Source organism: Haloferax chudinovii, assembly GCF_042663345.1.
Lineage (GTDB): Archaea > Halobacteriota > Halobacteria > Halobacteriales > Haloferacaceae > Haloferax > Haloferax chudinovii.
This window is the reverse complement of sequence record NZ_JBHTAB010000001.1, coordinates 454707-468748: the sequence shown is the minus strand read 5'-3', so window position 1 is coordinate 468748 and position 14042 is coordinate 454707. Positions and strand designations below refer to the sequence as shown.

At 66.5% G+C, this 14042-nt stretch carries 13 protein-coding genes; 4 read left to right on the top strand and 9 right to left on the bottom strand.

Translation table 11 applies throughout. From position 1 onward, the window contains the following. Positions 1-28: 28 nt before the first annotated feature. Positions 29-1231: a mechanosensitive ion channel family protein gene (locus tag ACFQI8_RS02370; protein ID WP_390242593.1), complete on the bottom strand. Its 1203-nt coding sequence runs from the start codon at positions 1229-1231 to the stop codon at positions 29-31. Between the two features lie 93 nt (positions 1232-1324). Between ACFQI8_RS02370 and ACFQI8_RS02365 the strand changes: the two genes are divergently transcribed. Together ACFQI8_RS02365 and trmB are read left to right on the top strand one after the other, a co-directional pair. Further along, positions 1325-2065 (top strand): proteasome assembly chaperone family protein, encoded by a 741-nt coding sequence (locus ACFQI8_RS02365; RefSeq protein ID WP_390242591.1) that lies wholly within the window; start codon positions 1325-1327, stop codon positions 2063-2065. A gap of 129 nt (positions 2066-2194) precedes the next feature. Beyond that, positions 2195-3256, top strand: a complete 1062-nt coding sequence (gene trmB / locus ACFQI8_RS02360) for an HTH-type sugar sensing transcriptional regulator TrmB (RefSeq protein ID WP_390242589.1) — start codon at positions 2195-2197, stop codon at positions 3254-3256. A gap of 58 nt (positions 3257-3314) precedes the next feature. On the opposite strand, the gene ACFQI8_RS02355 is transcribed toward trmB, so the two are convergent. The 8 genes from ACFQI8_RS02355 to ACFQI8_RS02320 form a co-directional block, all read right to left on the bottom strand. Further along, the gene (locus ACFQI8_RS02355) at positions 3315-4115 is read right to left on the bottom strand and encodes a DUF8054 domain-containing protein (protein WP_390242587.1); all 801 of its coding nucleotides are present in this window, start codon (positions 4113-4115) and stop codon (positions 3315-3317) included. A 42-nt stretch (positions 4116-4157) separates the two neighbouring features. Continuing rightward, positions 4158-5252, bottom strand: a complete 1095-nt coding sequence (locus ACFQI8_RS02350; protein WP_390242586.1) for a Gfo/Idh/MocA family protein — start codon at positions 5250-5252, stop codon at positions 4158-4160. A 154-nt stretch (positions 5253-5406) separates the two neighbouring features. Continuing rightward, entirely contained in the window at positions 5407-5610 is a 204-nt protein-coding gene (locus tag ACFQI8_RS02345) for a DUF8005 family protein (RefSeq protein WP_004969437.1), read from the bottom strand. Positions 5611-5784: 174 nt separating this feature from the next. Next, entirely contained in the window at positions 5785-6972 is a 1188-nt protein-coding gene (locus ACFQI8_RS02340) for an ABC transporter ATP-binding protein (RefSeq protein WP_390242584.1), read from the bottom strand. A 2-nt stretch (positions 6973-6974) separates the two neighbouring features. Then, entirely contained in the window at positions 6975-7931 is a 957-nt protein-coding gene (locus tag ACFQI8_RS02335) for a carbohydrate ABC transporter permease (RefSeq protein WP_390242583.1), read from the bottom strand. A gap of 1 nt (position 7932) precedes the next feature. Next, entirely contained in the window at positions 7933-8880 is a 948-nt protein-coding gene (locus tag ACFQI8_RS02330; RefSeq protein ID WP_390242969.1) for a carbohydrate ABC transporter permease, read from the bottom strand. Positions 8881-9006: 126 nt separating this feature from the next. Further along, on the bottom strand, positions 9007-10557 hold the full coding sequence (locus ACFQI8_RS02325; protein ID WP_390242581.1) for a substrate-binding domain-containing protein: 1551 nt from the start codon (positions 10555-10557) through the stop codon (positions 9007-9009). Positions 10558-10712: 155 nt separating this feature from the next. Next, positions 10713-11690 (bottom strand): aldo/keto reductase, encoded by a 978-nt coding sequence (locus ACFQI8_RS02320; protein ID WP_390242968.1) that lies wholly within the window; start codon positions 11688-11690, stop codon positions 10713-10715. Between the two features lie 125 nt (positions 11691-11815). Between ACFQI8_RS02320 and priS the strand changes: the two genes are divergently transcribed. Next, positions 11816-12973 (top strand): DNA primase small subunit PriS, encoded by a 1158-nt coding sequence (gene priS / locus ACFQI8_RS02315; protein ID WP_390242579.1) that lies wholly within the window; start codon positions 11816-11818, stop codon positions 12971-12973. Further along, positions 12970-14031: a DNA replication complex subunit Gins51 gene (locus ACFQI8_RS02310; protein WP_390242578.1), complete on the top strand. Its 1062-nt coding sequence runs from the start codon at positions 12970-12972 to the stop codon at positions 14029-14031. The genes priS and ACFQI8_RS02310 overlap by 4 nt, the downstream gene beginning before the upstream one ends. Positions 14032-14042: the final 11 nt, after the last annotated feature.

The window sequence follows — 14042 nt, the reverse complement described above, 5'->3', positions numbered from 1 at the left end:
AGTGCCGACTGTCTCGGTCGCTTCCCGGTCAGTCGCCGCCGGTGGCGTCTGTCGAATCGTTGTCTGTTGGTTCCGCGTCCGTCGAGCTCGGGGTATCCGTCGAGTCGGTCGCGTCGGTCGTGTCGGCCGGGGCGGTTGGAGCGGTCGTGTCGGTCGCATCGACCGGGGCTTCAGCGCCCTCGCCGTCAGAGACCGACTGGACGGGCGCTCCCGGGGCCGGCGACGCGGTGGCGTGACGCCGGTTCGCGGCCTCGTCGCCGGTGACGTGGAGGCTCCCGCTGGTCTCGTCGAAGACCAGGTGGGTGTGCGGGTAGGCGAACTCGACGGTCGCCTCGGACTCCTCGACGAGCGTCCAGAGCCGCGTCTGGACCTCCGACTGGATGCGGCCGATTTTGTACGGTTTCAGCGCCCAGTAGCGGAGGCGCAGGAGGACGCCGTTGTCGGCGTAGGAGTTGATGTAGGCGGTCGGCTTCGCCGGGTAGCGCGCGCTCCCGATGCGGATGTCCGGACCGCCTTCGACCACCGCGTCGCAGTCGCGGGCGGCGCGCTCGACGAGGTCGCGGGCGGCGTCGATGTCGGACTCGTAGGTGACGAGCACGTCGAGCGACAGGCGGGTCCGCTCGTCCTCCGCGGAGTAGTTGATGACGTCGCGGTCGCGGATGTTCGAGTTCGACATCACCAGAAAGGTGTTGTCGAGGGTGAATATCTTCGTGTAGCTCAGGGTTATCTCGTCGATGAAGCCCTTCGTGCCGTCGTCGAGTTCGATCATGTCGCCGATTTCGAACGGCTGGTCCGAGAGGACGAACACCCCGTTGATGATGCTCCCGACGATGGGCGCGAGAACGATACCGAGCACCGCCGAAAACACCGTCACCGAGAGGACGATGTCGCCGAGTTCGAGACCGAGGACGTTCGCCCCGAGACCGACGCCGAGGAGGACGATAGTGAGCCGGACGATTCGGAGAACTGTCTGGGCGACGCTCTGGCGGCGGAACTGTCGGGCGACCGGCCGGCCGAGCAGGCGGACGATGTACTTCGAGAGCCCGACCGACAGGGCGACGATGACGAGGGCGACGACGATGCGCCACCCCGGAAACAGGAAGTAGTCCGGCACGAACGCCGGCGGCTCGATTGCCGTCGACTGGAGCGGGGCGACCGCGACGTGGCTCCCCGCAGTCGGTCCCCCGCCGACCGCGGCCGACGCGTCGGCAACCCCCTCGGCTCCGTGCATGGAACTCGCAACGGGGAGCGGCGAAAAAAGGGTTGTTACTCCGGGGGTTCGGTCGCGGTGAACGGCTAAGTGTCGGGGCGTCGCAGTATCGGTATGACCGACGCGACGACCGCCCGTCCCGACTTCCGCATCACCCACGAGACGCCGCCCAGCCGAGCGCTCCTCTGCGGCTTTTCGTCGTTCGGACTCGCCGGACTGACCGCCGTCGACTTCATCGTCGACCACCTCGACCTCGAACAGACCGGCCACCTCACCGTCGAGGGCCTCCCGACGGTGACGCCCTTCGAGGACGGTCGACCCCGACATCACACGCGGCTGTTCTCCCGCGACGACCTCGACGTGACCGTGCTCGTCGGCGAGCTGTTCGTCCCGGCGGTCCACGGCACCCAGTTCGGAAACGCCATTCTGGAGTGGACCGAGCGCAACCGCGTCGAGGAACTCGCCGTGCTCTCGGGGATTCCGATGGCCCACGGCCCGGACGAACACCGCGTGTTCTACATCGCCACCGACGACTACCGCGAGGCGCGGCTCGCCGACACCGACATCCCGCCGATGGGCCGGGGGTTCTTCGACGGCACCAACGCGGCGCTCGTCGAGCGCGGCATCGGGTCGCCCCTCGGCGTCGGCGTCTACGTCACGCCCGTCCACGCGCAGGTCCCCGACGTGGAGGCGGCCATCAGACTCGTCGACGCCGCCGACGACGTGTACGACCTCGGCGTCGACTCCTCGCCGCTGGAGTCCTTTGCGGCCGAGGTCCAGCAGTACTACGCCGAACTCGCCGAGCGCCTCCGCGACAGCGAGGCCGACTTCCCGGAAGACCGGATGTACATGTGAGCGCCGACCCGCCCGCAGTCCCGCGACGGTCGACCGACGACCTGCTATCAGCTATGCCACTTATTTTCGAAATTTCGTGCTACTCGGATTTTAGTAAATGATTTAGGTGATGCCGTACACGACACGACCATGGCTGACGAACTGCGGCTCACCATGGAGCGAGTCGGTGAGCGCTTCAACCTCGGCGAGTACGAGATAGACGCGTATCTGGCCGTCCTCGAACACGGACAGTTGACGGCGAGCGAAATCGCCGACCGAACCAGCATCCCCCAGCCGCGGGTGTACGACACGGTCCGGAGCCTGTCGGACCGCGGCCTCGTCGAACTCCGCGAGTCGCGCCCGATGAAAATCGTCGCCGTCGACCCCGACGACGCCTTCGCGAACGTCAAGACCTCGCTGGAGGAACTCATCGAGGAACTGGAGGCGCGCTACACCGCCCCCGCCCGCGACACCGAGGCCGTCTCGCTCGTCAAGTCGCGGTCGACCATCCTCCGCTACATCGAGGAGATCGTCGAGGCCGCGGAGTACGAACTCGTGCTCTCGTTGACGCCCGACCTGCTCCGCCGGTTCCGCGACGACCTCGCGGCGGCCATCGACAGCGGCGTCAGCATCGACCTGCTCGTCACGCCCGCCTCCCGCGCGCCCGACCCCGACGAGTTCAACTACCTCGACGTGGCGACCATCGCCCGCGCCCGCCGCGGCATCACCTCGCCCGTCCTCGCGGTCGCCGACGGCGAGTACTCCATCTACGCGACGCAGGACGCCCTCCGCGACGACCGCGACCGCTACGGCGTTATCTTCAACCGCTCCGCGCTCGGCTTCCTCGTCAGCGGCTTCTTCGGCACCGTCCTCTGGACCACCGCCGAAACCATCGTCGCAAACGGCAAGCGCCGGCCGTTCCCCCGCCGCTACGCCTCTATCCGCCGGGCAGTCAAGGACATCCGCGAGATAGACGGCGACTTCTACGCCTCCGTCTCCGGCCGCGACATCGAGACGGGCGACCCCATCGTGGTCGAGGGGCGCGTCATCGAGACGGCCTTCGAGGACACAGAAGAGGTCGCGTCGCTCCACATCGAGACCGAGGAGGGCGTCGTCGAGGTCGGCGGACTGGTCGCCGCGCTCGAAGACGTGGAAGGACAGGAGATTCTGCTCGGCCGCGACGAGGTTCCGAACCGCGACGAAATCGTCTGAAACCGCGTCGTCAGTTTTCGCTCGTATCTTTTCCGCTCGCAGTCCCGGCCAGCGACGGCTACTCGTCGGGGAACTCGTAGACGACCGCGCCGCAGTCCGCACAGCCGAGCACCTCGTGTTCCGGCGAGTCGTACAGCCCCGCAGTGCCGCCACAGCAGTTGCGGGTCGTCGTCTCCTCGACGGGGCCGCCGCAGTCCGGGCAGACCTCGACGAACATCCGCATCGGCTCCGTGGCCGCGAGCGCGACCGTCGGGTCGACCCCGCGCTCGACGACCGTGTAGAGCGTCGCCACGTCCGCGATGGCCTGCGACCGGGAAATCCACACGGACATCGACGGACCGTCGAGCGAGATACCGCCGAACTCGGCGTCGACGGTCGCGTCGAACGGGACCGCGTTGGCGACCGCCTCGGCGAGTTCCTCGTCGGTGGTCTTCCGAAGCGTCGCCATCGTCGACTCCCACTCCTCGCGGGCGTCGTCAGTGAGAAACAGCCCGTCTGCCTCTTCGACGAGAACGCCGGCGTTCAGGAGCGCCGACAGCATCGCGTCGGGGTCGACGTCGGCGTCGAGCGATTCCGAGCGCCGGTCGGGAGCCGACCCCTCGTCGCCGTGGTCGAAGACGCCGGCGAGGCCGACGGCCGCGACCAACTGCGGCGCGAACGAGGGCGTGCCGGGGACGACGTAGCCCCGGAGGTACACTGAGAGCGCGCCGCCGACGAGGACGACGAGGCCGGCGACCGGCGAGAGCACGCTGACCGCGAGACCGACGACGACGACCGCGGCGACGTTGACGGCGGTACACGGCAGACAGCGGTTCTCGCCGGTGTGTTCCGGGCGCGTGAGTGAGTCGATGACGGACATGGTGTGAGGCGTGGGGTTGTGAGTAGTTCGCGTTCGCGGTGGTCAGTTCGCCGGGGGCGTCTCGGTCTCGGCCGCGTCGAGTCGGACCGCCTCGCCCGTCTCCGACGAGCGGTAGATGGCGTCGATGACGCGCTGGACGGCGAGGCCCTGTTCGACCGTGTTGCGGCCGGGGTGTTCGCCCTCGGCGACGGCCGCGAGGAACGCCTCCTGTTCGGTCTTGTGGGTGTCGTTGTCCTGGGTCTCCACGTCCGTCGTCGAGAGGTGGTTGCCGCCGCCGACGCCGTCCTCGTAGAACTGGAGGTCGTGGCTCGCGCGGTCGAAGCGCACGCCGCCCTCCGTGCCGCGGAGGAAGAACTCGTCGTTGGTCGGGCGGTTCGTCGCCCACGCGACTTCGAGGGAGATAGTCGTCCCCTCGTCGGTGCGGATGAAGGCGCTCGCGGAGTCGTCCACGTCGAAGGCCTCCGGGCCCACGTCCTCGCCCCACATCTCGACGAAGGTGTAGTCGTCGCGGTCGCCGAACTCCGAGCGGGTGACGCCGGAGACCTCGACGACCTCGGGGAAGTCGAGGAAGTAGAGCGCGAGGTCGATGGCGTGGACGCCGATGTCGATGAGCGAGCCGCCGCCCGCGACCTCCTTGGAGGTGAACCACGACCCGCGGCCGGGGATGCCGCGGCGGCGGACGTAGTTGGCCTCGACGTGGGTGACGTCGCCGAAGCGGCCCTCCTCGTAGTGGTGGCGGATGACCTCGACCGGGTTGGCAAAGCGGTTGTTGAAGCCGACCATGCAGAAGCCGTCGGCCGCCGCGGCCGCCGCGGCGATTCGCTCGGCGGATTCCAGCGAGTGCGCGAGCGGCTTTTCGAGCAGGACGTCGAGGCCCGCGTCGAGCGCGGCGACGGCGTACTCTTCGTGGAAGCGGTTCGGTGTGGTGATGACGACCGCGTCGACCTTCTCGAACAGCGCCGTCTTTTCCTCGTAGGTGTTCACGTCGTACTTCTCCGCGAAGCCGCGACGGGCGTCCGCCTGAATGTCGAGGCCGCCGACGAGGGTCGCACCGAGGTCGGCGAGGCGGTCTGCGTGGTGGTGTCCGATGTTTCCGAGTCCGACGATGCCGACTCGGACCGATGATTCCGTACTCATGATTCAATGATTAACTACAGGTGGTGTTAAGTTTCACGTTCTTTGGGCTGAATTGGCGGGACCGACCGCGAGACGCCGTTCAAGGCGCGTTCTCGGTGTGGCGCGCGGCGCGCGTCGAAACCGAGTGCGGCGGGGAACACGGGTCGAAACCAACTCAGTAGAGCTGTTCTTCTCGCTCCTTGCGTTCTTCCTCGCGGCGCTGTTCTTCCTTGAGCCGGCGTCGCCCGCGGAGGTACTGCTTGCCCTTCGGGATGAACTTGTTCTTCAGATCGAGCAGGAACGAGACGATACCGTAGGCCCAGAAGAAAAACAGGACGGTCATCCCGCCGAGGTAGAACAGGCCGAGTTCGTTGACCATGGGTGTGAGTGTGTGCTGTGGGGTGGGTTCGGTGAGCGTTGTGCGGGCTGTGCGAGCCGCGGGCGGGCCGGCGGCGAGCCCGACCGGCGCGGGCGGTGCGCGGTGCGACCGTCGCCGCTTCCGTGCCGGGCCGAGCGTCAGTCGTCGCTCTCGGCTTCCGTGCCGGGCCGAGCGTCAGTCGTCGCTCTCGGCTTCCGTGCCGGGCGCGCCGCTCGTCTGGACGGGCGTCTCGATGCCGTGGCTGACGGCCTCGCCCGTCTCCGTGTCGAAGAGGTGGACGCGCGAGCGGTCGAGCACGACGGTCACGTCCTCGTCTTCCTCGACGTCGGTGTCGGGGGCGACGCTCATCAGCAGTTGGTCGTTGGCGACGCCGCTCGTGTCTTCGAGGTTCGTCTCGGTCGTCTCCGAGAGCTTCAGGTAGACGAATATCTCGTCGCCCATCGGTTCGAGCACGTCCGTGACGGCCTCGATGCGGCGGCTGGGGTTCGACACGAGCGCCTCGTCGCCGACGAGGTACACGTCTTCGGGGCGGATGCCCATCGTGATGTCCGTCCCCGGCTCGACACCGAGGTCAGCGGGGTCGAACTCCACGTCGATATTGGTCGAGACGAACCCGTTTTCGGTGACCTCGCCGTCGAGGAAGTTCATCGACGGCGAGCCGATGAAGCCCGCGACGAACAGGTTAGACGGCTCGTTGTAACAGACCAGCGGCGGGTCTATCTGCTGGAGCTGACCGGAATCGATGACCGCGATGCGGTCGGACATCGTCATCGCCTCCGCCTGGTCGTGGGTGACGTAGATGATGGTCGTGTCCAGTTCCTTGTGCAGGCGCTGGAGTTCGGTCCGCATGTGGACCCGGAGCTTCGCGTCGAGGTTCGCGAGCGGCTCGTCCATCAGGAAGACGCCGGGGTTGCGGACGATGGCGCGGGCGATGGCGACGCGCTGGCGCTGGCCGCCGGACATCTCGTCGGGCATGCGTTCGAGCATCCCCTGTAGCTGGACGATTTCGGCGGCGCGCTCGACGCGGCGCTCGATTTCCTCCTTGTCGTAGTTGCGGAGGCGGAGCCCGAAGGAGATGTTATCGTAGACGTCCATGTGGGGGAACAGCGCGATGTTCTGGAACACCATCGCTACCCCGCGGTCCTTCGGCGGGAGGTTCGTCACCTCGCGGTCGCCGATGAACACCTTCCCCTCCGAGGGGATGGTGAGGCCCGCTATCATCTCCATGGTCGTCGACTTACCGCATCCCGACGGACCGACGAGACAGATGAATTCTCCGTCGTCGATGTCGAGGTTCATGTCGTCGACCGCCGTTACGTCGTCGTAGTACTTGCTTACGTGTTCGAGTGTTACGTCTCCCATGATTACTCCTTCAGCGCTCCTGCGGTCAGTCCACTCACGATGCGCTCCTGCGCGATAATGACAAGAATAGCCACGGGTAAGACCCCCACGATGGAGGCGGCGGCCATCAGGTTGTACGGGGTGTCGAACTGCCCCTGATACTTCAGGATACCCGCGACGATAGGTGCCCACGAATCGGCCTCGCCGTTGTTCATCAGGAACGAGAAGAAGAACTCGTTGTAGACGCTGATGAACGTGAGGACGCCCGCGGTCGCCACGCCGGGTGCCGAAAGCGGCACGATGACGCGGAACAGCGCGCCCAGCCGGGTCGTTCCCTCCACCCGCGCCGCGTCCTCCAACCCGTCGGGAATCTGCCCGTAGAAGGTCGTGAGGATGAATATCGACAGCGGGAGGAACAGCGCGCTGAACGGGAACACCATCGGTGCCGGCGTGTTGAACAGGTCCGGCGTCGATATCGTCACCATCCCGATGCTAATCGCCGTGTTCCCGGTGAACAGCTCGAAAAGCGGGATGAGGAACGCCGCCGGCGGGAAGTAGCTGATAGCGAGGATGCCGAGCATCAACACGCCCTTGCCGGGGAAGCGGAGGCGGCCGAAGACGTACCCCGCGAGGCTGGCGATGAGCAACACGAGCACGGTGGTCGTGATGCCCAGCACGAAGCTGTTGAACATGTACAGGTGGAACGGCACCCGCTCGAACATCGCGATGAACACCTCGGGGTTGAACCCCTTCGGCACGAGCCCCATGTTGGCGATGAGGTTGTTCGGCGTGAGCGCGAGCACGAGAAGCCAGTAGAACGGGAACAGCGTCGTGACGAGGAAGAACAGCATCGCGACGTAGAACATCGCGCGGTAGACCCTGTCGGGGTTCTTGATGGCCGAGTCGACCCAGCGGCCGAGCGGCCCGCGTTCCATCTCGTCGTCGGAGCCGATGCCGGCTCCCGGAGTTTCGTTAGACATCTCAGAGACCCTCGCTGGCGAAGTTCACGATGTACACCGAGACCACGACGGCGATGATGCCGGCGGTGACGAACGCCACGGTCGCAGACGTCCCGTACAGCGGCGTGTTGAACGTCGTGACGACGAGACACGACAACGACGGGACCGTCTGACAGCCGGCCATCGTCTGGATGATGCCGTAGACGCGCATCGCGTCGATGGTGCGGAACAGCATCGCCACGAGCACCGTCGGCAGGATGAGCGGGAAGGTGATGAGCTTGAACTGTTGCCAGCGCGACGCGCCGGCGACCTTCGCCACGTCGTACAGCGACCGGTCGATGCTCTGCATCCCCGCGAGGATGAGAAGCGCCATGAACGCCGAGGTCTTCCACACGTCGGCCACGATGATGAGGAACAGCGCGTCGGCGGTGTTCCGAAGCGGCGTCGTGCCGATGAGACCGAGTTGGTTCAACAGCGCCGGATTCTGGCTCGTCCCGACGAGGAAGCCGATGTTCGGTTGGAACATCAGGTACCAAATCATCCCCTGAATGACGATGGGGACGGCCCACGGGATGATGATGGCGACCCGGACCCACCGCCGCCCGCGGAAGTCCTGGTCTAAGATGAGCGCCTGACCGAAGCCGATGAGCGTTTCGAACAGCACGCTGAAGACGGTGAAGATGAGCGTCACCGTGAGCGCGCTGGCGTAGATGTTCGTGACGAAGGGGAACTCCGAGGAGAACGTCGGGAGGAACTGCGACGGGAGCGCGTAGTTGCGCGCACCGGTGAACAGGTCCACGTAGTTCTGCAGTCCGACGAACTCGCCGAGCCGCGCGCTTCCCGTCAACTGGTCGGCGAACAGCGACATGCTGAACGTCGAGACCAGCGGATAGACGGCGATTACCCCCAAGAGGACGAGCGCGGGCGTCAAAAGCAGGTACGCGAACTGCGTCTCGGAAAGCGACTCCACCCAGTTGACGGCCGAGGCGTACGGGCCGCTCCTCCGGGTGTCGGAAAGCGCTTCCCCTGATTGTTGTTCGGTGGCCATGTCAAATGATAACGTGTGTATTGGTTACGTCTCGGTAAAGACGTTGCTCTACGCGTTCTGTTCGATCTGTTCGAGCTGTGATGCGAGGTCGGACATCGCCTGTTCGGGGGATTTCTCCTGGGCGAACGCGGCGTTGACCTCCTGTGAGATGCGGCCGGACTGCTGGGGCCAGACGACGGTGACCGGGCGCGGAATGGCGTTCTCGCCGGCGACCTTCAGGGCGTCGAGGTAGCGGCCGATGATGGGCACCTCGGCGGCCTGGTCGGATTCGAGGAGGGTCGGGCGCGGCGGAATCCAGCCGATGATGCGGAACATGTCGAGCTGGAACTGCTCGGTCTGCATCGTCCGAAGCACCTCCACCGCGGCCTGCTTCTGTTCGTCCGAGGAGTTCGGGTTCATCGTCATGTGCCAGCCGCCGAGGGCGGCGACGGGGCCGCCGGTGCCCTCGTACTGGGCCTCGTCGGCGGTGACGCCGTACGGAATCGGCATGACGCCGAGGTCCTCGCCGAAGCCGGTCTGATCGTTTTCCTCCGAGGGCTCCGCGCCGTTGATGACGATGGAGTACGGCCAGTTGCGGTGCATGACCGCGTTGCCGGTCGTGAAGGGCTGTCGGGACGGGTCTTCCGTCCACTGGAGGACCGCTTCCGGCGAGACGCCGCCCGTGATGCCGTCGAGGGCGTACTCGTCGTCCTCGCCGTGGATGAGCGTCCGAACCATCCGAATCGCGTTGATAACCGGCTCCTCTTCGACCGTGATGGGGCGGTCGCCGATGGGGCCGAACAGGTTCTCGCGGCCGCCGAAGTACGCGCCGCCGTACGAGGTCATGAACTCGTTGAAGTCACAGCACGACAGGCCCTCGTAGACGTTCGCCTGGAACGTAAAGCCGTTCTCGATGTCGGAGTTGGCGTCGAGCGCCTCCCGCGTGACGCGCGAGAACTCCTCCCACGACATCGACTCGGTCGCCCACGTCGAGAAGTCCTCGTCGGTGTAGCCCGCGTTGCGGAGCAGGTCCTTTCGGTACTGGACCGTCGGGAAGTCGGGGAACAGCGGCTGACCGTAGAGGTCGCCGTTCGGCCCCGTCGCCGTCGAGACGCTGGCCTCGAAGTACTCCTCTTCGATGGTCGAAGTCAGCTCCGAAGGGAGCGACTGCGAGAGGTTCTGCAGTTGGTTGCGGGCGATGAAGGGAATCGTCCACCCGCTGTCCATCATGAGTAGCGTCGGCTCCGAGCGACCGCCGGAGAGCCACTGCTGGTACTGGGCCTGTCTGTTGTCCGTCACCTGCGAGCCGGCGAGGATGTCGATGTCGATGTTCTCCGGGAGGCCGGCGTCCCGGAGCGCCTGCACGACTTCCGCTTCCGCCTCCGCGACCCGGGTGTCAGCGGCCCACTGAAGCGTGATGTCCTCGGTGGACGCTTCGGTGTTAATCGGCGTGTCGGTGGCGGTGTCCGTGCCGCCGTTACCGCCGCCGTTGCCGTCACCGCCGCCGGTGCTAATGCATCCGGCCAACCCGACGGCGACGCCCGATGCGCCGGCCGCTTTCACAAAACTGCGTCGAGAGACGCCAGTACGCTTGCCCTTGCGTGAGTCAGCATCAACCATTACAGTTTGTACACTACAATTACTGATTATTTATAGTTTTGGTGCTGGCCACTACCGCTGTTGTAGTAAACTACTTGATACTATTAACCGCACTTCGAAATTCAATCGGTTCGATATATGTAATTATTGTATATGAAGTATGGGCCGTCGGGCGCTTAGTCCTTGCCCGGCGCGGGCCACCTCGGCGACTTCGGAGCCTCGATTCGCTCGACGTCGTCGTCGCTCAGGTCCACGTCGAGCGCGCCGACGTTCTCTTCGAGGTGGTCGAGTCGGCGCGGCCCGATGATGGGCGCGTCCACGACGGGTTTGTGGAGGAGCCACGCGAGCGACACCTGCGCGGGCGTGGCGTCTTTCTCCTCGGCGAGCGACCGAATCGCGTCGAGCACGGCCCAGTTCTCGTCGGTAAAGCGGTTCGACGTGTACTCGTCGGACTCCGCCCGCGTGTCCGCGGGCACCTCGGCGTCGCGCTCGTACTTGCCCGTGAGGAAACCGCCCGCAAGCGGCGACCACGGGACGACGCCGACGCCCTCGCCCTCGCAGACCGGAAGCAGGTTCGCCTCCTCGTGGCGGTCGACCGCGTTGTACTCCGGTTGCATGCAGGCGAAGCGTTCGAGGTTCTCCACGTCGGCCGTGTACAGCGCCTTCGTGAACTGGTACGACGACATCGTGGACGCGCCGACGTACCGGACGAGGCCCTCCTCGACGAGGTAGTCGAGCGCCGACAGCGTCTCCTCGATGGGGACGCCGTCGTCCCAGCGGTGAATCTGGTAGAGGTCGATGTAGTCGGTGCCGAGGCGGTCGAGGCTCGCGTGCGCTTGGTCGATGATGTGCTTGCGCGAGAGCCCGGACTTGTTCGGCCCGTCGCCCATCGGGAAGTAGACTTTCGTCGCGATGGCGAGCTCTTCGCGGTCGCGCTCGGCGATGGCCTCGCCGACGATTTCCTCGGACTCCCCGCGGGAGTAGGCGTTCGCCGTGTCGAGGAAGTTGATGCCGGCGTCGAGCGCGCTGTCGAGGAGGTCGAGGCTCGCCTGCCTGTCGTTCATCATCCACTCCGCGCTGGAGCCGAAGTTCATACAGCCGAGACAGAGCCGCGAGACTTCGAGGCCGGTGTCGCCGAGGTAGGTGTACTCCATGTCGGTCACATCGGTTCATACACGAACGACAACGATAAGCATACGCACGCGCTGACGGTGAGAGAAACGACCACGGACGCGTGGAGACGTAATCGCTTTACCCGCGCCACCGGAACCCGAGGTGTATGGACGGGCGCACTCGCGAGTACCTCGAAGGTCGCTTCGGCGATTACTACCGGAGCACCGACGTTCCGCTCCCGCCCGCACCGGGCGAACGAGAGTGGGGCGTCATCCCGTGGTCGGCCGGCGGCACGCGGATGCACCGCCACCAGTCGCTTCTCGACCTCGGCGACCTCTCGGACTACCTCGCCCGGAGCGCGCCCCGGCACGTCTACTTCTCGTCGGCCCGCTTTTCGGACCCCGGCGCGGGCTCGATGGACGACAAGGGCTGGCGCGAGGCGGACCTCGTGTTCGACATCGACGCGGACCACCTCCCGGGAATCGACCCCGAGACGACGGGCTACGCCGATATGCTCGACGCCGGGAAGGAGGCCCTGTTGGACCTGCTTTCCCTCCTCGAAGACGACTTCGCCTTCGAGGAGACGCAGGCGGTGTTCTCCGGCGGCCGCGGCTATCACGTCCACGTGCGCGACGAGTCGGTCCGGGGCCTCGACAGCGAGGCCCGCCGCGAGGTGGTCGACTACATCCGCGCCATCGACCTCGATTTCGACGCGCTCGTCGAGACGCGACAACATGGGACGACGACCCAGCGCGTCCTCCGAACCGAAGGCGGGTGGGGCCGGCGGACGCACCGGCGACTCCTCGATTTCGTGGACGCGCTGTTGGAGATGGAAGAAGACGCCGCACTCTCGCGGCTGAAAGAACTCGACGGCATCGGCGACGGGCGCGCGGAGACGATTCTCGGCGCGTTCCGCAACAACCCCGACGCCGTCCGCGAGGGCAACGTCGAGGCCGGCGGCCCGGGCGTCCGGACGCTGGTCGAGGCGCTCGCACACGAGACCGTCGAGGCCGACACCTCGCCGATAGACGAACCCGTGACGACCGACACGAAGCGACTGATTCGCCTCCCCAAGAGCCTCCACGGCGGGTCGGGACTCGTCGTCGAACCGCTCGGCCGCGACGATATCGACGGCTTCGACCCCCTTTCCGACGCGGTGCCGGACCGCTTCCGCGGCCGCGACATCGCCGTGAACGTGACCGACCCCGGCGCGGTCGAGTTCGACGGCGATAGCTTTACACTCGACTCCGGCGTGCAGTCGGTAGACGAGAGCCTCGGCGTGTTTCTCATGACTCGCGGTCGAGCCGAGAAGGTGACAGAATGAACGTAGACGACCTCAGGAGCGTGCTTCGGACGGAGCGACAGAAAGACAGCCTACAGCACCTCCGCGAGTCGTTTTACGAGGACGTCGCGGAGTTCATCGCCGAGCAGAAGGCGACACGCGAGCAGAAGGCCGAACAGCTCGGCACCCACTACTCGCCGGAGATTCGGCGGCTCACGGACGAAATCGAGACCGCAGAGGAGGTCGTCACCTCCATCTACGAGCGCCGGGTCGGCAAGGTCGTCAAGGCCGCGAGCTTCGCGGCCGCGGGGATGTCCGCCGAGACGGGCGGGCTGACCCGCGAGGAAAAACGGCTGTTCGACGACCTCGTCGCCCGCATCGAGGAGAACCGCGGGACGGTGCTCTCCGCGCTCGAAGACGTGTCGGCCGCCGACTCCCCGCCGGACGACGTTGCGGCGACCGACGTGACGACCGCGGAACCGAACGCCGGTGGGCCCGGTGCCGAGTCGGCCCCCGCGACGGACACGGCTCCGGACGCGGTCGGCGGTTCCAGTCCCGCGATTCCGCCGGATGAGCCGGACCCGGAGACCGTGCCGACCGGCACCGGAACCGACGCCAGCGCCCCCGAGGCCGCCACCGGCGACTCGGCCGCGGGCGACGTGCTCGCTGACGCGATGGGCGGCGAGACCGTCGATGACGCCTCGAACGCGGAGCCGACACCGCAGACGGGGACCGACCGGTCGGCCGCCGAGGCCGCCGCTGTCTCCGCTGATTCTGACCCCGTTGACTCCGACCCCGCGGACTCCAACCCTGCGGACTCCGACCCCGTGGACTCTGAGCCCGCGATTCCGCTGGACGAACCGGCCCCGGAGACCGCGGCCCCGTCCGCGGGCGACACCGACGCGGTGGAACCGTCCGACGACGACCCGCTTTCCGGCCTCGCCGACGAGCGCGAGACGGTGCGCATCACCGCCGACGTGGGGACCATCCTCGGCGTCGACGAGCGCGAGTACGACCTCGCAACCGAGGACGTGGTGACGCTCCCGGCGGCCAACGCCGACCCGCTGGTCGAGCGCGGCGCGGCCGAGCGACTCGACTGAGAAAGACCCTT

Bases quoted from the DNA above. Each gene is read 5' to 3' on its own strand.
- ACFQI8_RS02310 (WP_390242578.1), top strand. From the start codon at position 12,970: ATGAACGTAGACGACCTCAGGAGCGTGCTTCGGACGGAGCGACAGAAA.
- ACFQI8_RS02370 (WP_390242593.1), bottom strand. From the start codon at position 1,231: ATGCACGGAGCCGAGGGGGTTGCCGACGCGTCGGCCGCGGTCGGCGGG.
- ACFQI8_RS02355 (WP_390242587.1), bottom strand. From the start codon at position 4,115: ATGTCCGTCATCGACTCACTCACGCGCCCGGAACACACCGGCGAGAAC.
- ACFQI8_RS02340 (WP_390242584.1), bottom strand. From the start codon at position 6,972: ATGGGAGACGTAACACTCGAACACGTAAGCAAGTACTACGACGACGTA.
- priS (WP_390242579.1), top strand. From the start codon at position 11,816: ATGGACGGGCGCACTCGCGAGTACCTCGAAGGTCGCTTCGGCGATTAC.
- ACFQI8_RS02320 (WP_390242968.1), bottom strand. From the start codon at position 11,690: ATGGAGTACACCTACCTCGGCGACACCGGCCTCGAAGTCTCGCGGCTC.
- ACFQI8_RS02335 (WP_390242583.1), bottom strand. From the start codon at position 7,931: ATGTCTAACGAAACTCCGGGAGCCGGCATCGGCTCCGACGACGAGATG.
- ACFQI8_RS02350 (WP_390242586.1), bottom strand. From the start codon at position 5,252: ATGAGTACGGAATCATCGGTCCGAGTCGGCATCGTCGGACTCGGAAAC.
- ACFQI8_RS02325 (WP_390242581.1), bottom strand. From the start codon at position 10,557: ATGGTTGATGCTGACTCACGCAAGGGCAAGCGTACTGGCGTCTCTCGA.
- trmB (WP_390242589.1), top strand. From the start codon at position 2,195: ATGGCTGACGAACTGCGGCTCACCATGGAGCGAGTCGGTGAGCGCTTC.
- ACFQI8_RS02345 (WP_004969437.1), bottom strand. From the start codon at position 5,610: ATGGTCAACGAACTCGGCCTGTTCTACCTCGGCGGGATGACCGTCCTG.
- ACFQI8_RS02365 (WP_390242591.1), top strand. From the start codon at position 1,325: ATGACCGACGCGACGACCGCCCGTCCCGACTTCCGCATCACCCACGAG.